The following is a 26,236-nucleotide window of genomic DNA, read 5'->3' on the forward strand; positions in this document are numbered from 1 at the left end:
TTGGTGGAGTTACCAAGCGCCTTCAAGCTGCATTTTCTCATTATTTTTTTCCGCAGTTTTTTCGGTAAGAAGGGGATGGGTTTTAAGGTATTCTTTAATTTGCTCTATCCTTAAATCAGGGTCCGGGTGCGTTTGAAAGATTTCGGGGACTTGGCCGCTGCCTCCGCCGCTACTTTCTTTAAGCACTTGCATCACTTTTATTAGCGATTTTGGATCAAATCCGCCTTGTGCTAAAAGCTTTAATCCCCAAATATCGGCTTCCGATTCATCTTGGCGGCTATACCTAAGCTGTATAATTTGATCGACCATGCGAGCGATTTGGGTGGGGTCCATCGAACCCCCGCTCCCGCCAACACCTGTTCCAAAGGCGATAGTCAAAAATTGACCCAATTGTTTGGTTGCAAGCTGTTCGGCTGTATGCCGCTCGATCACATGACCCATTTCATGCCCCAAAACACCGGCAAGTTCAGCTTCGTTTTGCAACTTCTTATAGAGGCCTAGGGTAATGAAAATTTGGCCCCCGGGCAACGCAAAAGCATTGACCGTTTGATCATCGGCAAGTAAATGAAACTTAAATTGCCAAGGGCTATTTTTAGCTATGCTATGTTGTACGAGGTATTGCCCTACTTTAGAGACTTGCTGGGCTCTAGGGTCGCTTTCAGGCAACTCACCCCCCATTTCATAAGCCATTTGAGGGGCCGATTGCAAACCTAGTGAAATTTCTTGGTCCGGGGAGAGAGAGACATGCTGCTTTTCACCTGTGACAGGATTTTCTTGGACTTGGCTCCAGTACATAAAAAGGCCAACGATCGCAATTCCAAAAGCCATAATAAGGCGCCACTTAAGTCCGCTTCCGGGGCTTCCTCCATAGGGGCCTTGTCCTCCGCCCCTGCCTCTGCTATAAGGATCCTGATCCGCATAGGGATCTTGATTTGAATAAGAATAAGGATTGCGATTTCTATATGGATCACGATTTCCCGATGGATCAAAAAGCCCCATATTCCCCCTAAACTCCCTAAGCATTTATTAAAATTACATATAACAAATTGTTTTAATTTGTATAAATTAATCTTTCGTCTTCAGGTTAATGACGGCAATCCCGAAATGATCGGTAAGACCAATGAATCCCTCGCTTGGAGGCATTCCCTGTAATTCATTTGCAGAAATGGAAGTGCCGTCTTCGATCGGTATTTTTGCAACTTTTTCATGCCATTCCCTTTGCTTTTTAGTTAGGGTAAACAAGAACCGAATCATATCATGGACAAAATGCCTTTTATCTACTTCTTTCGTAAACCCATCATTTAGCTTTCTTTGCATATAAAATTCTTCGATCAGGCTGCAAGTTAGATTGTTATCAACCCAATCTTCGGGAGCTTCAAAAAGACACTCGGCTTCAGAAGGAGAAAGCTTATCTTTTAGATATTCAAGGGCTTCTGAAAGAGAAATCCCCAAGTTTTTAGGCCTTAGGTTATCGTGAACGCCATTTGTCATCAGGATAAGAGAGTCTCCTTCTTTTGCAAGGAAATGCAAAAGAGTCAAGTTGGCAATTTCAGTATTCTCTTTTGACATCAAAAAGCCGCCGGGGTTTTTTGAGTAGCTGTTGACTTTTCTTAAACGGTCATCTAAGAGGGAATGAAGTTTCTTGTTTTCCTTATCGAAATGATAGGCTTTAAAATCACCTAAATTGCACAAAGAAATAATCCAGTCGGTTGTTTTCTCTGATTGGTAAGCTAATAAGCCGCATAGAGTTGTACCCATCATTAATTCTTTTTCTTCAAGAGCTTTCACGGCAGAATCAAAACCTTCTAAAAGTAATGCCGGCGCTTCACTTGAATAGAGGATGCCTTTCCCTTTTTGAATTTTCTCTAAAAGGTGTTTCTCTAAAGATAGACAGGCTTGATTTGCAGTTAAAAAGGAAGTTTTTCCCCAACCGCTGCCGTCTGCCCCGCAAAAAATAATGGCATTTTCACCATTTGACCCTGCGAGATACGTGAGCTGTACGACATCCGCTACTGGATCTCCTTGTCTTACAAACTCCTCTTCTTGATTAAAGGCTCTTGGGTAAAGAGAACCAATTCCAAGACAGGAAAAGTCATTACCTTTAATAGAAAACCCGTCTTCAGCCGGATCCTTTGATGGGTCTAAAAACCCATCTTCGGGAGCGAATTTAATTTCTTCTTCTATAGTTTGAAATCGATAGGGTATGGGAAAATCTAAGTCCTGAACAACCGAAGAAGCCGCTTTAGCAAGGTTTTTAAAGGAGTTAAAATCATTTAGAAATTGAAAGTTCCGGTTTCGCTTAGCTTCGGTTAAGTAGCCTTCTTTTAAAGTTAATTGCGTGCTTCCCTCTGCCCTGATCTTGGAAAGATTAAAAAAGAAGGGCAAGAAGTTTTGCTTATTGGTTAATCGGTTATATAAATCCAGGGGGTCTTGAAAGAGATCTTCATATTTATCGTAATCGTCGTAGGAAAAACAATCCCCTTCAATCATGGCCTCTAAAATGGGCATAGGAGGTGAAAATTTAGAAAGTGTCAAATGGCCTTGCAATTTGTTTAATCTTTTGAAAACATCTAAAGGGATGATTGAGAAAATTTTCTGATCAACCGCCTCATGTCTTGATAACCTTAAATCATTTAATGCCTGCAAGAAGAGAAAAGCATTTCTTGGATGAGCCAGTTTTTCTCTCATTTTTTGAGGAAGCGATTGAAAGATTTTATCTCTGCAAAGTTTTTCCATTAGGAAAAGAGGAGGAAGCTCCAAAAGAGTTTCTATTTTTAAGTATTTGTAATGCTCTTCTTTTAATTTTTTAAATTTATCTAGAATAATAGCTAAATGCACGACACTAAAGTTCCGGCATTTCTTTTTTAAGTGTGTAAGATCTCTTAGTTTAAGCTTATCGACCTGGCTAATAGATAGTTTTTTTATATTCTTTTTACTTAGGTGGGTCGGGATTTCAGCCTCTTTTTCCTTTTCTTCTTCCTCTTTTGTGCCTAGACTAAAATGAGTCTCTTCCAATTTTTTATAATCTTCTCGAGAGCCCTTTTCATTTTTAGTCCTTATAATAAGGTGGGCTACAATTTGTATTGTGTTGTAAGAGATTGGGCTTACGCTATGCTGAATGGTTAAATGGGGAAGCGGAAGAGTTTCTTCCGGAGGCGAGTAAATCGAACTAAGGACTGGAGCTGAGGAAAGGGGGACGGGAATGGTGCAGCTTCTTCTTCGATAATTTGGAATTTCAGGCTTCTCTATATATCTTCTTGTTTGTGAGGGACTTGCTTCTTGCATATAACCTCCAAAAGGAAAAAAAATTAAATTTTTATCTGTAAAATTAAAACTTTATTTTAATGTTCAAGCTATTAAAAAATAGATGTTTGTGAAAATATATGCTTTTTTATGAAGCCGAGTTGCCGGCTTAATGACCTTGATGTTTTCCTAACTTCTACTCATAATTGCAATTAAGATGTTTGTCAACTTTCATCGAAGGAGTTATCAATGGCAAAAAAATACGAATTGCCCAAATTACCTTACGAGTTAAATGCACTTGAGCCCGTAATCAGTTCGCAAATTATGGATTTGCACTACAATAAGCACCATTTAGCTTATGTTAATAATTTGAATGCAGCCCTTGAAAAATATGAAGAAGCCCAAAACAAGGGCGATCTTGATGGAATGATTTCAGCTCAAGGAGCTATTAAATTCAATGGCGGCGGTCATATTAACCACTCCATTTTTTGGACAAATTTAGCCCCGATCAGCCAAGGCGGGGGAGAGCCCCCAAAAGGCGCTCTTTTAGAGGCGATCAATAAAGAATTTGGATCTTTGGACGCTTTTATCCAAGAATTTTCCGCTCAAACAGGCGCGATTCAAGGTTCCGGCTGGGGATGGCTTGGATACAATAAAAAAAGAAAGCGTCTTGAAATTGCCGTGTGCCCAAACCAAGACCCTTTGGTTTTACAGAACTTGATTCCTCTTCTTGGGATCGATGTTTGGGAACATGCTTACTATTTGCAATATAAAAATGTAAGGCCCGATTATCTTAAAAACATTTGGAAAATCATCAATTGGAAAAATGTTGAAGAACGTTATGCAAAAGCCCAAAGTGCTTAACGCTTTCTTTTGCTGAAACAATTTGAACGAATTTCAAGTTGTTTCAGCCGAAAAATCAAAGTTGAGTTAAGATTGTAATAAACTAAAAAAAAAGATAATATTAATTTCGTCTACAATTTTTAAGAAACTTTTTTGAAGAAAGTTACTTTATTACACTAATGAAAAAAGCGTTCACTTTTAGATAAAGGTTAATATTAATGGGGCTTTTCTCTAGGGATAAACCTAAAATAAAAATTCAAACGTCTAAAAAAGACAGCTTTAGCGGTTGGCTTAAATGCACTAATTGTAACGAATTGATTCATGCCAATGAACTAGAGAAGAATTTCAGCTGTTGCCCAAAATGTGACTACCATTACCGTATAACTGTTGAACAAAGAATTGATCTTTTAACCGATCCCGGAACTTTTGAAGTCTTTTACGAAGAGCTAAAATCTACCGACCCACTCAATTTTGTCGATACTGAAAACTATCCCGAGCGTCTAAAAAAGGCGACTGAAAATACAGGCCATACTGAAGCTGTGCGTGTCGGCAGAGGAGAAATGAACGGTCTTCCCTTTGCTCTAGCTGTCATGGACTTTAATTTTATGGGCGGCTCCATGGGTTCTGTTGTTGGGGAGAGAATCACTCGCTTAATTGAATTTGCCCTTGAAAATCGACTCCCTGTCATTATTGTATCCACCTCCGGCGGGGCAAGGATGCAAGAATCTATTTTTTCTTTAATGCAGATGGCTAAGACAAGCTCTGCGTTAGCCAGACTTTCTGAGAAAAAAATCCCTTTCATATCTGTTGTGACTAACCCGACAACAGGCGGGGTTACAGCTTCTTTTGCCTCCCTTGGCGATGTGATTTTAGCTGAGCCTAATGCCCTTATTTGTTTTGCAGGACCAAGAGTTATCGAACAAACTATTGGACAGAAATTGCCACCCGGAGCGCAAAAATCAGAGTTTCTTTTAGAGCATGGAATGATAGACGATATAGTGAGACGACCTGACCTCAAATCAAAGCTATTCACGATTCTTTCATGTTTTAGTGCTAAACCTGAACATGAATAGACCTCGAAAGAATTAATATTTCCCATCCCTCATTTTTTCCTTTAAAAAAAATGAAGAGAGACTCATAAACTTACTTTCCCTATTAGGATTTTTGTATGAATAAAGAAAATAAATTTGAATCGATAGTGATTCCCGTTTTGGCAGAAAAAAATGTGGAGCTTCCTTTTTATGGCAGCGAAGGGGCCGCCGGGGCCGATGTCCGAGCGTTTATTAACGAAGACATTCTTATTAATCCAGGGGATACTCACCTTGTCCCAACAGGTCTTCGGTTTGAAATTCCTGAAGGGTACGAGATACAGGTAAGACCAAGAAGCGGCCTTGCCTTTAATCATGGGGTTACTGTTTTAAATGCTCCCGGAACCATCGATCACGACTATCGAGGGGAACTAAAAGTAATATTAATTAATCACGGAAAAGAAACTTTTGCGGTTAAAAATGGCATGCGCATTGCTCAGTTAATAGTAGCTCCTGTTTTAAGGGCTCGCTTTATTGAAACGAGCAATCTTTCGCCATCCTCAAGAGGTAATAACGGTTTTGGGAGCACCGGTGTCAACTAGTCGGTACTATTGAAATTGGCCTTAAGTCTTATTTTGCTTTGCAGTTTATTTTTAGCAAATTAAGAAGAGCGAACCTGGATCATATATAAAATAAATTTTTCATTTCTTGCTATTTTATAGCTTGGAAGCTATTGAAAAAGGAATCGCTTGAGGTCAAAATTTTTTTTGCGATGAATTAGATTGGATATATGAAAAAAATTTTCCATTACCTGCAACCTGAGCTTGTTGTTTTTTTAGAAGCGCCCTCTAGAGATGAAGTCTTAAAAGAGCTTGTCGATCTTGCTTATCGAAATGGCAAGCTGCAAGATAAAGAAGCTTTTTATGAAGCCATTATAGAAAGGGAAAAAATCGTTTCAACCGGAATCGGTATGGGTGTTGCCATACCGCATGCAAAGCTGCCTTCTTACGATGATTTTTTTATTGCGGTCGCATGTTTAAAAACCGGGGTGGATTGGAATGCGCTTGATGGCACTTTAGTTAGGCTAATTTTTATGATTGGCGGCCCCGATGATAAACAAACAGAGTATTTGCAACTTCTTTCCGGGCTTACAATGGCGATAAAAGATGAGGAAAGACGTAAAAAAGTCTTGAACTCTGGCTCGCCTCAAGAGATAATCGAACTTTTTAAAGGATTTTAAAAAAAAGGTTTGTAAACCTTACCCTGTTGTTTGATATAATCCGAGGACAAGGTATAGATTCTTTTAAAAATACTAGAATTTAAAAGAGTTAGGACTCGCTTTGCAGGAAAGGAAAAAAGCATGGACTTGCAGATAAAAGATGTGGCTGAATTGCTAAATGTCACTGAGAATGCCATTAAGGATTGGGTAACAGCGGGCCAAATTCCCTATTACCGCATAGATAGTGATTTTCGATTTAGCCGGATCGAAATTGAAGATTGGGTGATTAGAAGTCAAAAAAATGACTTTCACTTACGAAATGTGGATGATGAAGCAAAAGGGCGAGGAAACCGTCAATTCAGCTTATATCGAGCCATTCATAAAGGCGGAGTCCTTCATTCCATTCCCGGAAAAAGCAAAGAAGAGGTCATTAGGAATGCTATGGCCATTATAGCTAAGGATTTGGCCTTAGACAAAGACATCCTGACAGACCTTCTTTTAGATAGAGAAAATCTTCAACCGACAGCCATCGGTTCAGGAATTGGGCTGCCCCATACCCGTGAAGCCTTTATAAAAAACTCTTTTGATTCTGTATACGTAGTTTTCCCGGAAAGAGCCATTTCAGATTATGGCGCTTTGGATGGAAAGCCGGTTCATTCTCTATTTTTCCTATTTGCTGCAAGTGATAAAAACCATCTTCATCTCCTTGCAAAAATCGCTCATTTTTGCGCGCAGCAACATTTAAAACAGTTGATTGAAAAAAAGCCTAACAAGATTTCTTTGCTTGAAGAAATTAAGCAGTGGGAAAGTCATATTAACACTTAAGTGTTAGAAACTTTTTAATGGGCTTCTTTCAAAACTCCTTGCTGATTGTAGAACAGCTATTTTAATAAGCTTATGGAGTTTTGATGAAGTCTAATAGGATAAAAAAAAACTCCAGCTAAGCACATTTTCATGCTTTTCTGGAGTTTGAATCGTTCAATGGTTCAAAAAAAGGGTAATTAGCTTTTTTCCTTTTTTTCTTCTTCTTCTAGCTCTTCTTCTTCTACTGTGGAATTAGCTTCTTCTTTGCCATTACGCTTTTTTTGTTTTTTCTTTGGCTTTTCTTTTTTAATTTCGAAGACATCATCGTCAATAAAACTTAAAACACCTTCATTTACAACTACTTTTGAATGGCGTCCCTTATTTGGTTCGTGAAGAAGTTTTTCTGCGAGAGGGTCTTCAAGATACTGCTCGATTGTTCTTCTTAAAGGCCTTGCCCCCATTTCAGGCTGGAACCCTTTATCTACAAGGAAATTTTTAGCAGAATCATCTAATTCAATGAAAATCTGACGCTCTTCCAATCGTTTTTTAAGTTTTTTAACTTCAATATCAATAACTTTTAAGAGCTGATCTTTTTGCAAAGGATGGAAGATAATGATGTCGTTTAAACGATTCAAAAACTCAGGCTTAAAGTGTTTCTTAACAGCTCCTTCGATTTTATCTTTGATGCTTGCGTAATCAAGGCCCTCCATCTTAGCTCCAAATCCGACTTCAGTGCTTTTTCGAATCAGGTCGGCTCCCAAATTGGAAGTCATAATGATAACGGTATTTTTAAAATCGACTTTTCGGCCGAAAGAATCGGTTAGCCGGCCTTCTTCTAAAATTTGTAAGAGAAGGTCCATCACATCAGGGTGAGCTTTTTCAATTTCATCAAATAAAACGACGGCATAGGGTCTTTGCCTTACTTGCTCTGTTAACTGACCGCCTTCTTCATGGCCGACATATCCCGGAGGAGAGCCTGTCATTCGACTGACGGCGAATTTTTCCATATATTCAGACATATCGACTTGGATGAGAGCATCTTCGCCTCCAAATAAATGAATGGCTAAAAGCCTTGCAAGAAGGGTTTTTCCAACTCCAGTGGGTCCTAAAAATAGAAACGCTCCTATCGGACGTTTAGGATCTTTAATGTCTGCACGGCTTCTTCTTATAGCTCGGCAAACAGTGGCAACCGCATCATCTTGTCCGAGGATATTTTCTTTTAGCAATTCTTCCATTTTTAAGACTTTTTGAGTTTCCCCTTCAGTCAAACGATGAATAGGAATGCCTGTTTGTTTTGCCACAACAGAAGCTACATCTTCTTCATCAACAATGACTTCATGTTCTTGCTTATCGCTTTCCCATTCAGTGCGGATTTTTTGTAGATTTTCCCTTAAGCTTTTTTCTTTATCCCGAAGTTTAGCTGCTTTTTCATATTCCTGTTTGCTTATGGCATTTTCTTTGGCTACGCGGACCTCTTCAATTTCCATCTCGAATTTGCTGATGTCTTGAGGTTGATGCATCATGGAAATGCGCATTTTTGCGCCTGCTTCATCGATAAGATCAATCGCTTTATCAGGTAAAAAACGGCCATGGACGTAGCGATCTGAAAGGACTGTGGCTGCGCGAAGCGCTTGATCGGTATAAATACAGTTGTGGTGTTCTTCATACTTCGCTTTTAAGCCCCGAAGAATTTCAACGGTTTCTTCAACAGAAGGCGGTTGAACCATAATCTTTTGGAAACGCCTTTCCAAGGCAGCATCTTTTTCAATATGCTTTCTATACTCATCGATTGTTGTAGCTCCGATACATTGTATCTCGCCTCGAGAAAGAGCCGGTTTTAAAATATTTGAGGCATCGATTGCGCCTTCTGCGGCTCCGGCGCCTACAATTGTGTGAAGCTCATCTATAAAAAGAAGGATATTGCCATTTTTTTTGATCTCATCCATAACAGCTTTGATGCGCTCTTCAAATTGACCGCGATACTTAGTTCCGGCTATCATGAGGGCAAGATCTAACGTGATAAGCTTTTTCTTCATCAGGATGTCCGGCACTTCGCCTTTTACAATAGCTTGCGCAAGACCCTCAACAATAGCTGTCTTTCCAACACCTGCTTCTCCGACAAGAACCGGGTTATTCTTTCTTCTTCGGCAAAGAATCAATATTAATCGTTCGACTTCTTCTTTTCGACCGATGACAGGATCCATTTTTCCTTCACGGCACATCTCGGTTAGATCATACCCATAAGCTCTTAAAGCTGGCATTTTATCCTGATTTCCGCCGCCAATGCCTGCTTTCTCAAAAGGTTTAGAGGTCTGGCTTGAGCGGGATTGAGGGGAATCGCTAGGATTCTGAGCTCCACCTAAGGGAGGAAGTTGCAAGTTAAAAGTTTCAAGCTCTTTGAGGACTTCTTTTCTGACTTCTTTTAAATTGACATTCAAATTTTCAAGAACTTGAGCTGCCACTCCATCGGTTTGCCTTAAAAGGCCGAGGAGCAAGTGCTCGGTGCCGACATAATTATGATTGAGATTGGCAGCTTCTTCATTTGCGTATTCAAAAACTTTTTTAACTTTTCCGGTTAACGCAGGGTCGCCATACACTTGTATTTCAGGGCCATAGCCCACAAGTTTTTCCACTTCGCTTCGAACAGTTTCAAAGTCAATGTTCAAATTGCGAAGAACATTAACAGCGACACCTTGCCCGAGCTTTAATAGACCGAGAAGGATATGCTCCGTTCCGAGATAATTGTGATTGAGACGCTGCGCTTCTTTTTTAGCGAGTTTAATCACTTGCTTTGCGCGGTTTGTGAATTTATCGAACATATGGATGGCTCAACTTTTATCAATTTGAAATCTTCTCAAATTGAAAATGATTGATCAAAAAAACCGATTAAAACCTATAACCGGACGATTTACTTCTCTATCTAGAATCGTACCAAAAAACCTATTATACCGAAACAACTTCAAAAAATGGCATTTGGCTTAAAGCATTTGAAGTATCATAAATGGCATAAATATACTAAACATTTAGCTAACCTGATGAATATTCATTAGAGAAAGCTTTTCGATCTTCAGTTTTTAAGTGGTACCAGTGTAATTCTTTAGCAATTTATTTTAGGATAAAAAATCGAGCTTAAGAAATATCTTTAAAAGCCCCATACAAATTATCTTTTATTCCATATATCTTTCAAAGTGTTTTTTAGACTTTCCTTTCTCTTTAATCCGATAAGAATTTTTTGGAGCAAAAGAGAAAAATGGGAAGGTAAAAAAAAGGGGAGCTTAAAGCTCCCCCTAATCGACATCTGTTCAACAATTCTTAGAAGAACCAGTTAAATCCAACTGTGATTGGTAGTTGGAACAAAGGACCAGTGTGTCCAGGAGAGAGAACTTCTGCAAGGATATCTGGTGTTGTAACCGGAGATGGAATAAGAATTGATTCGTTAGGTTTAAAGCAACCTGACCATAAAGCTTCAACCATGAATACAAATGAGAAGCAGTTGCTGAATTTAGCTTCAAAACCTAACTGAGCACCGATAGAAGGCACTGTTTGGCGTTTGTAAACTGTAAAGCTATCTTCAAATTCAATCACAAGAGGTGGAACAATGCTTGTGAAGGTGAAATCGACATCGTATTTAACTTTGTCGTAAAATTTAGCACCAAGCTTAGCGCCTAGGAATGGCCATACTCGGCATCCACATAAATCACAGCCTGTAAAATGGTATCTAGCTCCAGCATAAAGTGCCCAATCAGAATAGTTGTCGAAACCGAAACTAGCTGTTAATGGGAAACCTGGAACAAAGTCGAAATCAACTTCATGTGTTTTTCCACTGGCATGTGTATATGCTCCTTCAAAGAACAATTCCACGTGATCGCTGAATGCATATCCAAGCTCTGCTGAAATTGTCCAAGGAGTATCGAATGCGTCATTAAATTTTACAACTGAGAATTCATCTAGAACCCCAATAGGAGCCACAGGCCCTATTATGAGGTTATCGCCGCGATCTGTAAACCAAGTTGGGGCTACACCGCCGCGAATGCCGACGCCGAAGCTACAAGGTGTTAATGGACCCTCGTAACAGCAGCCGTCGTAACCATAGCTATACCAGTCAGCTTGGGCTTCCGACTTGAGCCCAAAAAGCATTCCGATGCCCATGGTGAAGAGGACAAATTTTTGAATGAGTTTCATTTGGAAGACCCTCCATTTTTTAAGGAATTGGCTATCGAAACCACATATACAAACATCTTATAATTTATTCAAATCTTTACTTTGCAAAAAACAAAAATAATTTCTTTTTTTATAGCATTTTGTGAAGCTATTTTGCCATAAGAAATCAATATTTAATTTTGCTATATCATCTTATTTTTTAATAACTTATAAAGGTAATTTTTAGTTCGCGGTTGCTATAAAAAAATAGCAATTTTTTTAGCAAAAAAAAAATTAAAAAAAATATAATTTGCTATCACTTTTTATAAAAAAAAATGGATTTTGCCATGAAAATATTGCAAATAGCCCCGCCCGTTTTCAAAATTCCGCCGGATGGCTATGGCGGCACTGAAAGAATTATTTACTATTTGACGGAAGAGCTTGTAAAGCAAGGTCATGAAGTATCAATTTTAGCAAGCGTTGATTCCAAAACAAACGCCAAACTTATACCTTATTCTGATAGCTTGAGGGGTAAAAATGACTCGAGAAGCCTTTTTAGAGCCTATAATAACTTATTCGAAATAATAGCTGACGTATCAAAAAATTATGATATCCTCCATTTTCACTTAAGCAACTTAAATCAATTCTTATTCACAGCACGAATTAAAGCCCCTTTTTTAACAACGATCCATGATCCTTTAAGCGATGAAAAAGTTAAATGGATCATGGAAAAAATGCCGAAAGCGTTTCTTTCCGCAATTTCAAATAGCCAAAAAGAGAGCTATAAAGGCTTGAACTGGATAGGGGTGCAGCATCATGGCTTGCCAAAAGATCTATTTGATTTTTCTGAAAATACCGATGGATATTTACTTTATCTTGGGAAGCTTGCAGAAGAAAAAGGATTTGATGACATCTTAAGGCTTGCTTACATGTCCAAAAAAAAATTTAAGGTAGCAGCTAAAAAAGATGATAAGCCTTTTTCAAAGCAATCCATAAAAATTATGAAACAACTAACTGGGATTGAGTATTTTGAAGAAGTGGGAGGGGATTTAAAGAAAAGCCTTCTTGCTAAAGCTGATGGCTTGATTCTTCCGATTCGATGGAATGAGCCTTTTGGTCTTGTGGCTATTGAAGCCCTAGCTTCCGGCACTCCTGTGATTGCAAGAAAAAAAGGCGCTTTACCTGAAATTATAAACGAAGCTCAAAACGGCTTTTTTTTCACAACTCTTCATGAAGCTTTAGAAAGAATCGACAGACTTCCTGAAATAAAAAGGGAAAATTGCAGAAAAAGTTTTGAAGAAAATTTTACGGTTGAAAAGATGACAGCCGGATATATACGGTTTTATTTAAAGATTTTGGAGCAAAGCTGACTTAACGAACCACTCTCGCGTATAGAGTCATTTTAGAGGAGACTTCTTTCGAAATTTAAGAGATTCTAAATCGGTAACTGTATCCATACTATAAACATCTCTTGTAGTCATAATATATGGGGATCATTTTTGAGGCCGAAAATTTTTGAGATTTCTTCGTGAGGGTCTTTAAATGCAATGACTTGTTCTATCTAATTGCCATGTTCGAAGGATATCAAAAAATCACTTGGTTAACTGTAGCGCTTGCCTAACGGATTAGGGGCGATAATCAAGGCTTAATTACACCTTTAAGCTTTCACTTAATTTTTTGGCATTTGAGATGCAGTCATTAATAGAAACGCCTCCAATTCCGCTGCCGCTAAAAATGAATCCCGGAAAATGATTTGCTATTTTTTCTTGAAGCTCATGGATTCTATCCAAGTGTCCTAATTGATATTGGGCAATTGCTTCTTTAGCTCTAAAGATAAGAGATTCTTCAAAAGGCTCATCAATATCAAGATGCTTTTTTAAAGCTTTTTTTGCGATCGAAAGCAGCTCCTTTTGATCTAAATTTAGAAGATTCGGTTGACGCATTCCGCCTAACATGAAAGTGATGCGTGTTTCTTCAGGAGCTCTATTTTGCGATGGAAAGGCAATGGAATCAAAAACCGCGCCCAATACCGATTCATTTTTTTCCGTTTCAGGAACAAGGTATCCAAAGCCCTCTGACTTAAGAATCTTTTTTTTCCAACCTAAGCAGATTAGAGCAAAAGAAGCATAGCTTGTATCAAAAGCTTGAGAGTCGAGAAGATCCTTATAATCGTTTGGCAAAAGAGATCTATTTTCAAAAAGAGGTAATGTCGAAATGACAGTGTCTTTTTTAAAAACGGATCCTTCTTTTGTCTTTAAAAAGAAATGGCCATCCCTTCTTTCAATCGTTGCAATTGAGGAATTTAGATGGCAATCCACCTTTTTTTGAATAGCTTCATAAAGGGTTTTAGGAAGCATTTCAACGCCTTTGTCAAAAGAAAATAAAGCGCTTTTTCGTGTTTTGGTTAATAGATCGTTCTCCAAAGTAACATCTTGTTTTTCCTTATTGAAAAGCAAACCTAATACTAAAGACGGGTATTTTTTTTCTAAATCCGAAAATCTAGATAAACATGCCTTTAATGAAAGCTCATTTGCTTTTCCCCCAAAAATACCTGTGACAAAAGGATCGACATATTGTCTTGTAAAATCTCTTCCGAAGCGTCTTAAAAAAAAGGCTTCTATCGATTCTTCTTCATGGCTCCCTTTTCTTGCAAAGAGATCATTCAAGAGAGCTTTAACGATTAATCTACCTGATTTTGTAAATAAGAGTTCAAAAATACTTTTAGGAATAGGGTCTAATTTTCCCTCTTTTAATAGGTATCGTCTTTGAGAGGGCAGACTTGCAAAAATAAGGTTTTCCTTAAGTCCAAGTTCTAAAGCGAGCGAAAGCGTTTCAAGCCCTTTTCCTTGAGCCCTTAAGTTCCTTGGGCCCACTTCAAATTGATATCCCTTACTATGGATAGTTCTAATCCAACCGCCCATGCGATTTGATTTCTCAAAAAGGGAAATATGAAGGTTATTATGATATTTTTTTTTAAGAAAATAAGCCAAGGCAAGCCCGCTTATTCCTCCACCCAAAATGGCAACTGATTTCATTTTCTGATCGCTTCTAGTAGAGAGTAAATGGCTTCCACCTTAGTTTCTTTTAAAACACCGTGTCCTAAATTAAAAATAAAGCCTGGATCATGAGCCATTTCATGGGTTATTTTTTTAGCATTTTCTTGTATAATCTCTTTATTCTCAAGCAAGGTTAAGGGGTCTAAATTTCCTTGCAGACATACTTTGTTTCCAAAAACCTTTCGGGCTTCTTTTAAAGAAACGCTAGCATCTAGGCTTACGGCTTGGGATCTTAATTCTACTTGTTCCCGGCTGTAATTTATTCCACCTTTGCAAAAAAGAATGATGGGCTTATTTAAGGGACGCAATTCTTCAAGTATGTAATGGGTATGTTTCAAAATGGATTTATATTTTGTGGGGGGGACTATCTGAGCCCAAGTGTCAAAGATTTGCAAAGCATCGCACCCCGCATCGGCTTGCCATTTTAATAAATCAATGACCGCCGATGAAAGAATCTTAAGCAAGTGATCAAAGTGTTCCGGATGCTCTTCCATCCACTTCAAAGTTAATTTAAAATCAGAGCTTGATTTACCCTCAATAATATAAGAGGCTAGGGTCAATGGGGCTCCCGCAAACCCGATTAATGGGACCGGGTTCTCATTTTTTGTAATCTCGATCGCTTTTTTTAAGTTCTGAAGTAAATCACAAGCTTTACTTAAAGATATTTTTTTTATGTCTTCCGGTTTCTCAAGCCTTTTTTTTAGATAAGGGCCTTGCAATTCTTTAAAAGAAAAGGGATAGCCGATTAAATCGCCGGCTACCAATATATCCGAGAAGATAATCGCTGCGTCCATTTGAAAACGCTGTATTGGCTGAAGGGTCACAATAGATGCAATTTCCGGATCTTTTTGCATTTCCTCAAAAGAAAATTTCTTTCGAAAAGCTTGATATTCAGGTAAATAGCGTCCCGCTTGCCGCATTAGCCAAACAGGGATTTGCGTGGTTTTATTTTGGCAGTTAAGAGCCTCAAGAAAAAGGGAATGCTTCATTTTCTTCCTTAGAGAATTCGTTTTAAAATAGAAGGCACTGTAAATCCGAATTCTTCGGCTAATTTTTCGTAAGGCGCTGAAAGCCCATAAGATTTCATGCAAATAGCCGTTCCATCTATCCCAATATATTTATGCCATCCGAGATCAACGCCGGCTTCAATGCTTACTCTTTTTCCTATGTCGCCGCCGAGCAGGCTATTTTTATAAGCCGTATCTTGAGAATCAAATATCTGAGTGCAAGGCATTGAAATGACACGAACTCCTTTTCCCATTTTTTCAAGTTCTTCAGAAACTTTTAGGGCAAGTTCCACTTCTGAGCCTGTAGCAATGAGTGTAAAATCAGCTTTTTTCTTTTCTTTTTTTAAAATATAAGCTCCTCTTCCCATTCCTTCATTATAAGGTACATCTGTTTCAGAAAGAGTGGGTAAGTTTTGTCTCGATAGAGAAAAAGCTGTCGGGCCATGATACTTCAAGGCAGCCATCCAAGCCATTTTAACTTCATTAGCATCAGCCGGTCTTATAAAATGCAAGTTCGGAATGGCTCTTAAAGCAGCATAATGTTCAATAGGTTGGTGAGTCGGACCATCTTCACCTAAGAAGATAGAATCATGGGTAAAATGATAAATCACTCTTAGCTTCATTAATGAGGCGAGTCTAATGGCATTTCTCATATAGTCTGAAAAAGTTAAGAAAGTGCCGATAAAGGGTAAAATCATCCCGGTTTCCGTAAGCCCGGAAGCAATAGTTGCCATCCCGAATTCACGGACCCCATACTTAATATTGCGCCCTTTAAACGAGCCTCTTGATACCACAGGATACGCTGTGATCATTGTCATATCCGACACGGAAAGATCCGCCGACCCTCCGTAAAGCTCAGGCATAACTTTTGCAAGCTCTTGAATCACAGCATGAGATGCGTTTCTTCCTGCTATTGGAGATTTGATAGGTAGTGCTTTTAATTCATTTTCCAAATTTTCAGGAATGAATCTTTCCTTCATTTTTTTGTATTCATCATACAAATCCGGAAAAGCTTCGGACCATTTTTTAAATTGATCATTCCAATTCTTTTCCAGTTTCTCTTCATCTTTCAATTTATTTTTAAAAAATTCGAGTGCGGAGGGGTAAACATAAAAAGATTCTAAAGGTAAACCAAGGGCTTCTTTTGTGAGTTTAAGCTCTTCGGCTCCTAAAGGAGAGCCGTGGACTTTGCTTGTTCCGGCTTTGTTCGGGGATCCTTTGCCGATAATAGTATGTGCTATGATTAAGACCGGTCTATCCTGCCCTTTATTAATTAATGTGAAAACACTATGAATTTCATCGAAATCATGGCCATTTATTTCGTATACTTTCCATCCATAGGACTCATACCGTTCTTTGACATTATCACTAAAGCTTTCACTAATCGGTCCATCTAAACAGACTTTGTTGGCATCGTAAATGGCTACCAAATTATTGATTTGCAAGTTACCGGAAAAAGATGAGACTTCAGAGGATACCCCCTCCATCATATCGCCATCTCCCATTAAGCAATAAACTTTCGCATCAAAAATTTTATATGAATCCTTATTAAATTTATTTTCAAGTAGCTTAATCCCAAGCGCTTGCCCAACAGCATTTCCGATTCCCTGACCTAAGGGACCGGTTGTGGTTTCAACACCATCTGTGTCTCCATATTCAGGGTGCCCCGGGGTTTTAGAATGTAATTGTCTAAAATTTTTTATATCTTCAAGGCTTAAGTTAAATCCCGATAAAAAAAGAAGGGAGTAGAGCCACATGGAGCCGTGACCTGCAGAAAGAACGAAGCGGTCCCTGTTGGCCCAGCTGGAATTTTTGGGGTTATGCTTTAAGACCATGCCAAAAAGATAAGCTCCAATCTCGGCGCATCCTAAAGGAAGCCCGGGGTGGCCGGAATTTGCTTTTTGAACGGCGTCCATGGATAAAATTCGAATAGAGGCGGCAATGTCAGCTAAAGTCTTTTTTAAATCGGAAGAAAGTGCCTTCTTTTCTGCTTCATTTTTATTTTTTTCCTCGAAATTCAAAGAAGTCATAGTCGCAAGTCCTTGTTTTGTTCTTTCTTTTTATTTAATCTATCATTGTAAGAGGAAGATTAAACCTAAAGTCCTTTTTTTTTAATTATTTAATGAGTTTAAGGGTTGTTCAACCTTTTTCCAAGAAAAAATAATTTCTCAAAATTAGCCAACGTGACAAAGAATTGAATCTATTGTTTATGCCAAAACCCTTCAGTAAAAGGAATTGGTAAATGTCTAAAAATTTCATAATAGACTTCTTTCGAAAATAGCTTTGATTGGAAAGATGGGCTGGTTTTGTGCAAATTTTTTGATAAATTTTGAAGGCATAAAATGACCAATGCGCGAAAAATTTAGGAAAAAAGATTCCAATAACCGCAGTTTAACAATTGAATGAAGTTTCGAAAGAAGTCTAATAATAATATCTCACAAATTTAAACTTTGAGTATGGGGGCTTAAATGGTCGGGACAATAAATCCAATAAAAGTGATTTGCCTTGCAAATCCAACAGATAGAAGTGAAATGGGTTTTCTTGATACCTTGGCTTTTATGATCCATCAAGTTCATGGGGTTTATCGCTTTGTGGTTAAAGCGGATAACTATAACAATAACTTTATTGAAACCATATCAGGCGATTGCATTGAAGCAAAATTCGGAGATCAAAAAATTGTTCAAATAGCGTCTCAAGCGGTCGCAATTTCAGCAACCATTGCAGAAGCCGCCAAGGAAAAAACGAAGTTGCAAAAGACTTGCGAGGCAACTTTTGATGCTATGACAACCCCATATCTCTTGCCGCCAAAAACAAAATGGGAAAAACAAAAAGGGCTTTCTTGGCTTTCGCCCTCTACACTTAATTTTCTAAAAAAATTAGGACAAACCTTCATTAATAGAATAAAAAGAATTGTTCTTTCCATTTTTGAACTTTTTAAAAGGTTATTTATTTTTAGTATGAAGCTTATGGATATAAAGGATGCTTTTTCTTTTACAGAGCATTTCGCACGTGAACGGGTAAGGGAATTCGTTTTAAATTTTAAAAAATGTCTGACGGCTCTTCAAGAAAATAAACAATTTCTATTGTCTTGCTTAAAAGCTAAAGAACCCTTTATCGCGCAAATTTTAAAACAGTTCGGTTCGGTGTTTACAGTCGATCACTTGATGAAAGCTGTTATAAAATCGATTGAATCTGTCGAGACTATTACGAAAGGTTTAAAAAAAGCAAATGAGGTGGTGAAAGATGTTTTAGGGATAGCCGCCGTTGGGATTTTTAACACTATGGGGATTCTTCCTTGGATATCAAATGAATGGGTGGCTCCCATGGCTTCTTCTTCTGAAGAAGCCAATAAATACAAAGATTTTCGCTTTCCTCCCAAAGATTGGGTTCAAATTCCGATTAAAGAAAAGGAAACGGCCTCCAATACTCTCTTATTTGCGGCTGCAAAAGAGGATAAGGCTCTTGATCTTTTGGATGAAACTCGAATTAAGCTTAACAAGATACAAAAATCTCCTATTGATCCTAAAAAAATTTTAAAGTAGACAATACCCATATTAAAAACCCAAGTGATCGACTTATAATGAGTTCAAATTGGAAATATTTTATCTTTAAGAAACTTGCAAAATGAGTTTCCCATATTTTTTAATATGATGGCCTTATGTTAAGCCCAAGGCACGAGTTCCTTAGGGAAAAGAACTCGAATCTAAAGCCAATATAAGTCGATAGCTTGGGTCTAAAGTGTTTTAAAATGATTGAGCGTATCCTTTTTTTAACAAATTATAATCAGTATGATTCTAAAAGACATTTCGCCAAATACTTTGCGGAGGCGCTCCGTTTCTTTGGAATAGACACCCTTGAACTGGATGTAAATCAAGGAAAACTCAATCGAAGTCATTTAGAAAAAATAGAAACGTTTAATCCAACGCTCACAGCTTCTTTCCATAGTTTTATCCCCATCAGCGGTCAGAAGTTTCTTTGGGATATGCTAAAAAAGCCTCACTTAGCAATCCTTGTGGATCCTGTTCTCTATTCTTTGGCGATGATCAAAAGTCCTTTAGTTACCATTTCTTGCGTCGATTTATTCGATGTCGAAAACCTTCTATCTTTTGGCTTTAAAAAAACATTTTTTCTGCCTCATGCGGTACCAAAGTCTTTAGCAGAAGAGCCTTTAAGAGAAAAAATTTATGACGTTACCTTTATCGGAAGTTGTTATGATTATGAAACTTTAAGAAAAAGTTGGGAGAAAAAATTACCCGAAGGGGCGAAAGAAGCTCTTTCTCTTAGCATTGAACTTGTGATGAATGACAATGCAACCCCTTTGCAAGTAGCTCTTGTCAAAAGCTGGAACCATCTTGGCCTATCCCCGCAGGGAGTCAATTTTGAAGAGCTTTTTAACTATTTAGACCTTTATACAAGAGGGCTTGATCGAATTAAGCTCATTCGAGCTATACCTGAAGAGGTCAAAGTTCATGTCTTCGGAGCTAATGCGGAAGGCGATTTTTTACCAAAAAATAGTTGGGAGCATTATCTTGGGGATAAAAAGAATGTTATCCTCCATTCACCGGTATCTTTTTTAGATTCTCTCAACGTCTTAAGGGCAAGTAAAATATCATTAAATAGCTTTCCATTTTTTAAAAACGGCACTCATGAAAGGCTTTTTACCGGCAGTGCTCTTGGATCTTTGGTGGCCACTTCCGATAACTTATGGGTGCGAAGAAATTTTATTGATGACGAAGATATCCTTATTGTGCCTCCGAAAGGTTGGGATCAGGCGGGGAAAAGAATCATGGATGTTTTAAAAGACACCAAAAAAAGAGAAGAGATGGCCTTAAGGGGAAGAGAGAAAACCTTAAAGTTTCATACCTGGCATAATCGAGCGGAAACCCTTATTCAAGAAATGAATCAATTCCTTTAAAAAAGTTATCCGCTCTATTTTCGCTCATCATTAAGCAATCCGCATTCAGGACAACGTGTCAGGTTTTTTCTTAAGTCTATGAGATACCGGAAATGACAAAATTCACAGTGTTTAACCTGGTTTTTCACTAAAATTTTTTCGGCCTTTCCCTTTTGCAAATAGAACAAGCCCCAAAGTAAACCGACAAAAGTAAAAGTGACTCCAAAGTAAATGAGTATTAATTTATCGATAGAGACTTCAATCATCGTATGCAGTCCTTTGGAAATCGAAAATCCATGTTAAAAAGAGTTTCTAAAAGTAGACAAAAGATTTTTTTTCATTCCTTAGACGTTTCATTTCGTTGGTTCTTTTTTTAAAGGCTTCCTCATGATTTTTAGAATTTTTTGACACGTGCTGCTTTTCAGACCTTGACTTTCGTTGGCGAAGAGTGTGTTTTTTCCAAAAAGCTCCTTCTTGAAGAATGGATTTATCCCTTCGTGTGTCGTCTTCTTTGGTTGTTTCTACCTCAATTTCGCACCGAAGCACATATTTGTTTACAAGTTCGCTTAATTCTTCCGATTCTTCACTATTTTCCGGTTTATATTTAGTTCGAGTATGAATTTCTTGGTCTTCGTCAAGGCCTGTCGACTCTTTATTTTTTCGCGTTAAGTGAAACCCTTTTTTTTCTTTAAAACTTCTTGTTTGAATTCTTTGAATGCGGAGATTTTGTTCTTTTTCTGATGTTTTTGGAAGGGTGGTGGAGATGTGGTTGCCTTTTCTAGGTTGAAAAATAGACGCAAATTGAAACTCAGTTTTTCGAGATGTTTTTAAAGCAGGCATTTTCCTATCCGCTTTAAAAACATGCTTGCTTCCTGTTTTAGGTGAAATTTTTTTAGAAACCTCACCCACCTTAGCATGAGCAATGTAAAGAATGGTTTTTAGGTAATTAAGACAAACCGTTTGTTCATATTGAGGCGAAACATACTTTGGTTGATGTATACTAATACTCATAAAAGACCTTGATTGCTTAAATTATAAATTTTTTTTGGCTAAGCTATTGATACTCTATACCATGTTTAAATTTACCTAAACAACTTCTAAATGATTAAAACCCCCTGTTTAGACCAAGTCCTTAGACCCGTCCCAATAGAGGGATGATAGTTTTTTTGATCCCGTCGGCGAAGTTTATATCGATATGTCGAAACGCTTGAGTTTTTATTTTAGGCTTCTTTGAATAATTTCAATGACGCCTTGAATAAAAGGCTCGTTTTTTTCTGTTTCAAACTTCAGGGAGCGGAGGAATAAGATAAGAGGCTGAATGTCATCTTCCGGATTTAAATTTTCGATGTCGTAAGAAAATATCTTTCCGGTATCTGAAGAAACATCAACATGAAAAACATATTCTTTTTGTAAGATAACATCTTCAAGAGAGGCTTCTAAATATTCTACAGGCACGCTTTCAATTAGAGAAAAAGCAGCTAAACTACCGCTTATATGAAAATCATTTTTTAGATAGGTCCGTTTATTATTGTGGAGAAGGAAGCGGCTATTTTTTGATAGCAAGTCAGCCGGATCTAAGGGAGTAATTTGGATTTTTGGCAAGATATGAAAGTCAAATTGAGGGAAGAGAAAAGAGTCAAGTGGCATTTCTCTTAAAAAAATAAGCTCGTCGATTGGTTTTTTTGATTTATTTTGGAGAAAACTCTCTTTTAACAGGATTTGAAGCTTGGTCGTTTTTTTTAAAGCCTCATAAAGCTTTGCGTTCTTTTCGGGTACTCTTAAAGATAAGAAAAAAAGGGCATGGATTAAAAAAGCCGCTAAAAAAAAGAAGAATAGTTTTTCACGGTTCCTTAAAGAAGAAGCATAAATGAAAGGAAAAGAAATTCTATGATTTTCTAAAAGTTCCATTTTTAAAGCCTTGGATTAAAAATAGTCGTAGGAATTTTCATCAGGTGTAAAAACAAGTCTTACCTGACTTGCTAACTCTTCTATAATTGAATAAAGTTCCAAAAAAGAACCGTAGCTGACATTTTTATCGACGCTTAAAACAAGAGTCGGCTCTTTTCCCCCATTTTTATTTTTTATCGCTTCAATGAGTTGAAGAAGTTCTTGTTTGACCGATTTCAAATCGGCAATTACTTTTTTAGATCCCAAATAAATAACATTTTGACGGTCCATTACGACGGCAAGTTGAGTGGATAAAGGAATGGCATCTTTATCAAGTTTCGGATTTTCGATGTTTAGAGTCTTAAAAGGTAAAATATCGGAGGTTATGATAAAAAAAATCAGAAGCAAAAAAATCACATCCACAAGAGGTGTCAAATCGATTAAACTTAAGGAAGTTTTTAAAGTTGTTTTAAAGGGCTTCATTTTATTGATTTTCCAACATAATATTGACGACTTCAGAAGAAGTTGCTTCAAGCTCTAAAACTAAGTTTTCGATTCGGGCTACCAAGTAGTGATAAGCAAGAGTGGTAGGAATTGCGACAGCAAGCCCTGCAGCTGTGGTTATGAGGGCAAACTCTAAGGCTTCTCCAATTTTTGTGGCATTTATATCAACAAGACCGCTTAGGCGCATTTCAGAAAACGCTTGAATAAATCCAATAACGGTTCCAAGAAGACCGATCAAAGGAGCAATATGGGCTACAAGCGAGAGTATTTTTGTATTTTTTTCAAGGCTTGCAATTTCAATTCTTGCTTGGAGCTCCATCGCTTGTTCTATAACCTCTCTTTCTTTATTAGCTTTTAGCAATCCTGCTTTGATCACAGAAGAGAAAGAACCTTCTTTTTTATCGCATAGCTTAATGGCTTCGCTTAAATCTTTCATTTCAAGAGCATTTTGAATCCCTTGGATAAAGGATTCGAACCCGTTCCTTAAAGATTTCAAACAATATAACCTCTCGAAAAAAAGGGCAAAGCTCACAATGGAACATGCGATAATTAATAAAAAAATGATGTTCAGACTGCTTATCCCTGCAAAAAGGGTCTCAAAATTATTGGTTAACGGCGGTTCCATAATATTTTTCCATATAAGATTTTGCTTTTTTAGACCATTCTCCTTCGTGCTTCATAATGGCTTTCAGCTGTTGAATAGAAAGCTCATCCCTTTTTTGAAGAGTATATATTTCAGCACGATGAAACATGGCTTTTAATCGAAGTTTAGATAAAGAATCTTCATTGACTGCAAGTGAAAGATGAAACATGGCTTCATCTAACTTTCCCATTTCTTTTAAAGAGAGGCTTTTTGAAATAAGAAAGAGTTGCTTTTCAGACCGCGCAAGCCATTTCATTACGTTGCATTCTTCTGATTTTTCAAATAAGTCCAAGGCCTCTTTAGGATTATTGTCTTCTAAAGCGAGCTCGGCAAGCTTCCAATAGGATTTGCTAATGAAATGATCCGCCTCCTCTTTTTTATTCTGACTAATGAGAGTAAATAAAATCTCTTTTGCTTTTTTAGTTTCTCCTGAAAGCTTATGGAGTTCGGAAAGGTAATATTGAACTTCAGTTCTTGCTTTCTCAAAATAGGGATCTTTCCTTTTGCTCACGAAGTCAAGGAGCTTTTCGAGCTCTTCGTAAGCATATTGAATAAAAATTTGCTTTTTGGTTCCTTTTGAATTAGAAGCGATCCTTTTTTGAAGAAGCGCTTTTGATAAGCCTGCCTGATAGTTTATACATTCATACTCTTTCGAAATTGAGGGTGATTTTTGACTTAAAGCTTCAAACTTCTGTTCAGCTAAATTATAATAATCAAGGGCTTTAGCTAAATTTTTTCTTTTTATCCAGTTGTTATCTTTAGACTTTCTATCTTTTGTAGAATCTTTCCCAAGCAAATAATAGGCAATTATACATAAAGGGCTATCCGAGTACTTTTCAGGAAAAAGCTTTAGATGTTTTACAGCCTCTTTTTCCCCCATTAAATAGTCTTGAAGAGAAAAACTATAAAAGGATGCTTTTTCTGAAAGTTCGTGATTCGGATATCTTTCTCTAAAATCCTTAAATCTTGCAAGGCTTAGCTTTTCATTTCCGAGTTTTTGTTCGCAAATTGCACATAAATATTCTGCCCTTACTTTTTTATTAGTCTCTTTAAAGGGAAGAGAAAAGACTTCTAGCGCTTTTTCATAATTTTTATTTTTTATCCAAGACAAACCTAAAAGGAAACAAAAGTCCTCTGCATGCGGGTTTTTTTCTATTATCGTTTTCAAATCCAATGAAAGACCCTCTTTTAGGTGAGTCTTGATTTGTTCAAAACAATTCAGGTTATCCATTAAATTTTGGGAACAGGCCTTTTTACTTGAAGTTATGAGATCGAGGGCTTCAAATGAGGGGTCATATAAAGAAATCGCTAAAAGATAAGAATAGGCACTCTCTAATATTTTTAGAGGGTCTTTTTTAATGTTGTCGTTTTCAGAAAGCTTAAGGCACATCAAAAATGCCTCTTTAGAGGATTCCAAACTTTTAGTTTGGGAGGCTTCTTCCCCATCATAAAGTCCTTTTTGATAGTCATTATAGCCTTTATAAAACCAGAGTTTAATAAGATCAGTCCGAGATTTCTCAGATTCAATCAATCTTGTTAAAGAAAGGGAGCGCTCTTCAAGAGAGTTTGATGCCAATGCCTCTAAAATATCGGCTTCTCTTCGATTATGGTGGGAGATAATTAAGTTCGGCGCCCTCAATAGGGATTTGGCGGATTGGATAGACGATTTTGAACGTTTAAGAACCCCTTCAATAACAAATGCTTTTGCAAGATAAATTATTTCATTTTCGCTATGAGCGCCCCTTTTAAAAAAGTTTATTTTTAATTCATCAATTAGGCTTTGGCGTGTTTTCTCTGAAAAAGGCATTTCCGCCCCTTTTAAACAAAGCTTGTCATAAAGAATCAGGGCTGATTTCAAAAGGGGGTTTGTTGTTTCAGCATCAATACTTCTTTTAAATGCGGTTAAATTGTTTTCAAACTCCATAAAGTTTAAGAATTCATCAGAAAGAGCGGTTTGAATTTTTTTGAATAAATCCCCGCCATAGGCTTGTGAAAAAAGCTTATTACGGTCTTCCTCATTATCTATAAAATCCTGATTTTCAATATGAATCGCAGCCAGCATGAAAAAGACGGCTTCTTTTAGTTTCTGATCTTGAGAGCAATCCAGGATGTAAAAAAGAGGCTTTAGCGCTTTTTGATATTCCTGATTTTCAATCAGTAAATGCGCCCATTCAAAGCTTGCTTTAAACTCGATTTCGTTTTCAGGAAGCTTATTCGAAAAGAAATTGGCTAAAAGTTTTCTTGCTTCTTCTTTTTCACCCTCCATTTTAAGCGCCAAAGCGAAAAGATAAGCGGCTGAGGGATCCTGATCTTTAATTTCTTTTAAATTAAGTTTAGCCTCATATGGATTATTTAAAAAAAGGTGGAAACTTGCCAGTTTTAGATAAGTTTCATTTTTATATTGAGACTCTTTTAAATTTTCTAAAATGAGAAGAGAGTCCGTATAATTGCCTTCTCTAAAGAGATCATCGGATCTTGTTAAAGCAAGTTCATAATTTTTTCTCGGTTCAAGCGTGCTTGGAGCGGAATCTACTTTGTTTTCCGAGATGATAATGAAAAGAATGATTAGAACAATCCTTAAGAACATAAAGTCATGACTCGAAATTTAAAGTTTACTTAAGATGATAGCTTTTGGATTTTGTCACCAAAAATTGTTTTTGGGTAGTCCTTAAATACTTTCTATCAAACAAAAGATAAACAATTTATTTTGAGAGACATAAAAATATATTCAGTTCTCCATGGTTTGTTTTAACCTTAAAGCGAAAGGGGGTTTTGATTTTCAACAAACGCTCCAATCCAAGTTTTAAGAAGGTTGGAAGTTTGTTCGGCAGGTTTTAGTCTAACTCAGAAGAAGGCTTTGAACCTTCAAAATGGGAACAACTTTTTTAAAAAACCTTAAGTAATAACGAATTAAAAAAACACCTTTTTCATGATCAAAAAGCCTTTTGTTTTCTAAAGTCAAATCAAA

General features: G+C 37.3%; 19 protein-coding genes and 1 pseudogene. 8 read left to right on the forward strand and 12 right to left on the reverse strand.

All coding sequences use genetic code 11. The annotated features are described in order from the left end of the window. Positions 1-9 precede the first annotated feature (9 nt). Both CSEC_RS00125 and CSEC_RS00130 read right to left on the reverse strand, forming a co-directional pair. A complete protein-coding gene (locus tag CSEC_RS00125) occupies positions 10-999 on the reverse strand; it encodes a M48 family metallopeptidase (RefSeq protein ID WP_237559181.1) in 990 nt (329 codons plus the stop codon). Positions 1,000-1,065: 66 nt separating this feature from the next. Continuing rightward, positions 1,066-3,285 (reverse strand): PP2C family serine/threonine-protein phosphatase, encoded by a 2,220-nt coding sequence (locus tag CSEC_RS00130; RefSeq protein ID WP_041016397.1) that lies wholly within the window; start codon positions 3,283-3,285, stop codon positions 1,066-1,068. A gap of 207 nt (positions 3,286-3,492) precedes the next feature. Here CSEC_RS00130 and CSEC_RS00135 point away from each other — a divergent pair, with 207 nt between their 5' ends. The 5 genes from CSEC_RS00135 to CSEC_RS00155 all read left to right on the forward strand — a co-directional run bounded on the left by CSEC_RS00135 (position 3,493) and on the right by CSEC_RS00155 (position 7,158). Continuing rightward, positions 3,493-4,107 (forward strand): Fe-Mn family superoxide dismutase, encoded by a 615-nt coding sequence (locus CSEC_RS00135; RefSeq protein ID WP_041016398.1) that lies wholly within the window; start codon positions 3,493-3,495, stop codon positions 4,105-4,107. A 197-nt stretch (positions 4,108-4,304) separates the two neighbouring features. After that, positions 4,305-5,159 carry an acetyl-CoA carboxylase, carboxyltransferase subunit beta gene (gene accD / locus CSEC_RS00140; RefSeq protein ID WP_041016399.1) on the forward strand — a complete coding sequence of 285 codons (855 nt, stop codon included), beginning with the start codon at positions 4,305-4,307 and terminating at the stop codon, positions 5,157-5,159. A 95-nt stretch (positions 5,160-5,254) separates the two neighbouring features. Then, a complete protein-coding gene (gene dut, locus CSEC_RS00145; protein ID WP_041016400.1) occupies positions 5,255-5,716 on the forward strand; it encodes a dUTP diphosphatase in 462 nt (153 codons plus the stop codon). A 188-nt stretch (positions 5,717-5,904) separates the two neighbouring features. Further along, the gene (locus CSEC_RS00150; protein ID WP_041016401.1) at positions 5,905-6,354 is read left to right on the forward strand and encodes a PTS sugar transporter subunit IIA; all 450 of its coding nucleotides are present in this window, start codon (positions 5,905-5,907) and stop codon (positions 6,352-6,354) included. A 120-nt stretch (positions 6,355-6,474) separates the two neighbouring features. Then, positions 6,475-7,158: a PTS sugar transporter subunit IIA gene (locus tag CSEC_RS00155; RefSeq protein WP_041016402.1), complete on the forward strand. Its 684-nt coding sequence runs from the start codon at positions 6,475-6,477 to the stop codon at positions 7,156-7,158. A 365-nt stretch (positions 7,159-7,523) separates the two neighbouring features. On the opposite strand, the pseudogene CSEC_RS00160 reads toward CSEC_RS00155, so the two are convergent. Together CSEC_RS00160 and CSEC_RS00165 are read right to left on the reverse strand one after the other, a co-directional pair. Beyond that, positions 7,524-9,956: pseudogene (locus tag CSEC_RS00160) on the reverse strand (ATP-dependent Clp protease ATP-binding subunit); the annotation flags it as partial. Positions 9,957-10,449: 493 nt separating this feature from the next. Further along, complete coding sequence (locus CSEC_RS00165) at positions 10,450-11,319, reverse strand: hypothetical protein (RefSeq protein WP_041016404.1); 870 nt, start codon at positions 11,317-11,319, stop codon at positions 10,450-10,452. Between the two features lie 305 nt (positions 11,320-11,624). Here CSEC_RS00165 and CSEC_RS00170 point away from each other — a divergent pair, with 305 nt between their 5' ends. Then, positions 11,625-12,647, forward strand: a complete 1,023-nt coding sequence (locus CSEC_RS00170) for a glycosyltransferase family 4 protein (RefSeq protein ID WP_161780933.1) — start codon at positions 11,625-11,627, stop codon at positions 12,645-12,647. Between the two features lie 279 nt (positions 12,648-12,926). On the opposite strand, the gene hemG is transcribed toward CSEC_RS00170, so the two are convergent. The 3 genes from hemG to tkt are packed head-to-tail and all read right to left on the reverse strand — an operon-like array spanning position 12,927 to position 17,370. Beyond that, positions 12,927-14,312: a protoporphyrinogen oxidase gene (hemG, locus tag CSEC_RS00175; RefSeq protein WP_041016406.1), complete on the reverse strand. Its 1,386-nt coding sequence runs from the start codon at positions 14,310-14,312 to the stop codon at positions 12,927-12,929. Continuing rightward, positions 14,309-15,322, reverse strand: a complete 1,014-nt coding sequence (gene hemE / locus CSEC_RS00180) for a uroporphyrinogen decarboxylase (RefSeq protein ID WP_041016407.1) — start codon at positions 15,320-15,322, stop codon at positions 14,309-14,311. The genes hemG and hemE overlap by 4 nt, the downstream gene beginning before the upstream one ends. Positions 15,323-15,330: 8 nt before the next feature. Then, the gene (gene tkt / locus CSEC_RS00185) at positions 15,331-17,370 is read right to left on the reverse strand and encodes a transketolase (RefSeq protein ID WP_079977911.1); all 2,040 of its coding nucleotides are present in this window, start codon (positions 17,368-17,370) and stop codon (positions 15,331-15,333) included. Between the two features lie 438 nt (positions 17,371-17,808). Between tkt and CSEC_RS00190 the strand changes: the two genes are divergently transcribed. Next, positions 17,809-18,882 (forward strand): hypothetical protein, encoded by a 1,074-nt coding sequence (locus CSEC_RS00190; RefSeq protein ID WP_041016408.1) that lies wholly within the window; start codon positions 17,809-17,811, stop codon positions 18,880-18,882. 206 nt (positions 18,883-19,088) lie between these two features. Next, complete coding sequence (locus CSEC_RS00195; protein ID WP_041016409.1) at positions 19,089-20,255, forward strand: glycosyltransferase family protein; 1,167 nt, start codon at positions 19,089-19,091, stop codon at positions 20,253-20,255. 291 nt (positions 20,256-20,546) lie between these two features. Here CSEC_RS00195 and CSEC_RS00205 read toward each other — a convergent pair whose 3' ends face one another. The 5 genes from CSEC_RS00205 to CSEC_RS00225 form a co-directional block, all read right to left on the reverse strand. Beyond that, entirely contained in the window at positions 20,547-21,245 is a 699-nt protein-coding gene (locus CSEC_RS00205) for a hypothetical protein (RefSeq protein ID WP_041016411.1), read from the reverse strand. Positions 21,246-21,449: 204 nt separating this feature from the next. Next, positions 21,450-22,142 (reverse strand): hypothetical protein, encoded by a 693-nt coding sequence (locus CSEC_RS00210; protein ID WP_041016412.1) that lies wholly within the window; start codon positions 22,140-22,142, stop codon positions 21,450-21,452. Between the two features lie 15 nt (positions 22,143-22,157). After that, positions 22,158-22,604 carry a biopolymer transporter ExbD gene (locus CSEC_RS00215; RefSeq protein WP_041016413.1) on the reverse strand — a complete coding sequence of 149 codons (447 nt, stop codon included), beginning with the start codon at positions 22,602-22,604 and terminating at the stop codon, positions 22,158-22,160. Position 22,605: 1 nt separating this feature from the next. Further along, positions 22,606-23,250, reverse strand: coding sequence for a MotA/TolQ/ExbB proton channel family protein (locus tag CSEC_RS00220; RefSeq protein ID WP_041016414.1), 645 nt, complete (start codon positions 23,248-23,250; stop codon positions 22,606-22,608). Further along, positions 23,228-25,855, reverse strand: a complete 2,628-nt coding sequence (locus tag CSEC_RS00225) for a tetratricopeptide repeat protein (RefSeq protein ID WP_041016415.1) — start codon at positions 25,853-25,855, stop codon at positions 23,228-23,230. Before CSEC_RS00225 ends, CSEC_RS00220 begins: the two co-directional genes overlap by 23 nt. Between the last annotated feature and the right edge of the window lie 381 nt (positions 25,856-26,236).

Origin of the sequence: Criblamydia sequanensis CRIB-18, assembly GCF_000750955.1 — a bacterium.
GTDB lineage: Bacteria > Chlamydiota > Chlamydiia > Chlamydiales > Criblamydiaceae > Criblamydia > Criblamydia sequanensis.

Excerpts from the sequence above, each read along its gene's own strand:
- hemG (WP_041016406.1), bottom strand. The coding sequence starts at position 14,312 with ATGAAATCAGTTGCCATTTTGGGTGGAGGAATAAGCGGGCTTGCCTTG.
- CSEC_RS00190 (WP_041016408.1), top strand. The coding sequence starts at position 17,809 with ATGGTCGGGACAATAAATCCAATAAAAGTGATTTGCCTTGCAAATCCA.
- CSEC_RS00195 (WP_041016409.1), top strand. The coding sequence starts at position 19,089 with ATGATTGAGCGTATCCTTTTTTTAACAAATTATAATCAGTATGATTCT.
- hemE (WP_041016407.1), bottom strand. The coding sequence starts at position 15,322 with ATGAAGCATTCCCTTTTTCTTGAGGCTCTTAACTGCCAAAATAAAACC.
- CSEC_RS00155 (WP_041016402.1), top strand. The coding sequence starts at position 6,475 with ATGGACTTGCAGATAAAAGATGTGGCTGAATTGCTAAATGTCACTGAG.
- CSEC_RS00150 (WP_041016401.1), top strand. The coding sequence starts at position 5,905 with ATGAAAAAAATTTTCCATTACCTGCAACCTGAGCTTGTTGTTTTTTTA.
- CSEC_RS00225 (WP_041016415.1), bottom strand. The coding sequence starts at position 25,855 with ATGTTCTTAAGGATTGTTCTAATCATTCTTTTCATTATCATCTCGGAA.
- CSEC_RS00220 (WP_041016414.1), bottom strand. The coding sequence starts at position 23,250 with ATGGAACCGCCGTTAACCAATAATTTTGAGACCCTTTTTGCAGGGATA.
- CSEC_RS00170 (WP_161780933.1), top strand. The coding sequence starts at position 11,625 with ATGAAAATATTGCAAATAGCCCCGCCCGTTTTCAAAATTCCGCCGGAT.
- accD (WP_041016399.1), top strand. The coding sequence starts at position 4,305 with ATGGGGCTTTTCTCTAGGGATAAACCTAAAATAAAAATTCAAACGTCT.
- dut (WP_041016400.1), top strand. The coding sequence starts at position 5,255 with ATGAATAAAGAAAATAAATTTGAATCGATAGTGATTCCCGTTTTGGCA.
- CSEC_RS00130 (WP_041016397.1), bottom strand. The coding sequence starts at position 3,285 with ATGCAAGAAGCAAGTCCCTCACAAACAAGAAGATATATAGAGAAGCCT.
- CSEC_RS00215 (WP_041016413.1), bottom strand. The coding sequence starts at position 22,604 with ATGAAGCCCTTTAAAACAACTTTAAAAACTTCCTTAAGTTTAATCGAT.
- CSEC_RS00205 (WP_041016411.1), bottom strand. The coding sequence starts at position 21,245 with ATGAGTATTAGTATACATCAACCAAAGTATGTTTCGCCTCAATATGAA.
- CSEC_RS00125 (WP_237559181.1), bottom strand. The coding sequence starts at position 999 with ATGGGGCTTTTTGATCCATCGGGAAATCGTGATCCATATAGAAATCGC.
- CSEC_RS00165 (WP_041016404.1), bottom strand. The coding sequence starts at position 11,319 with ATGAAACTCATTCAAAAATTTGTCCTCTTCACCATGGGCATCGGAATG.
- CSEC_RS00210 (WP_041016412.1), bottom strand. The coding sequence starts at position 22,142 with ATGGAACTTTTAGAAAATCATAGAATTTCTTTTCCTTTCATTTATGCT.
- CSEC_RS00135 (WP_041016398.1), top strand. The coding sequence starts at position 3,493 with ATGGCAAAAAAATACGAATTGCCCAAATTACCTTACGAGTTAAATGCA.
- tkt (WP_079977911.1), bottom strand. The coding sequence starts at position 17,370 with ATGACTTCTTTGAATTTCGAGGAAAAAAATAAAAATGAAGCAGAAAAG.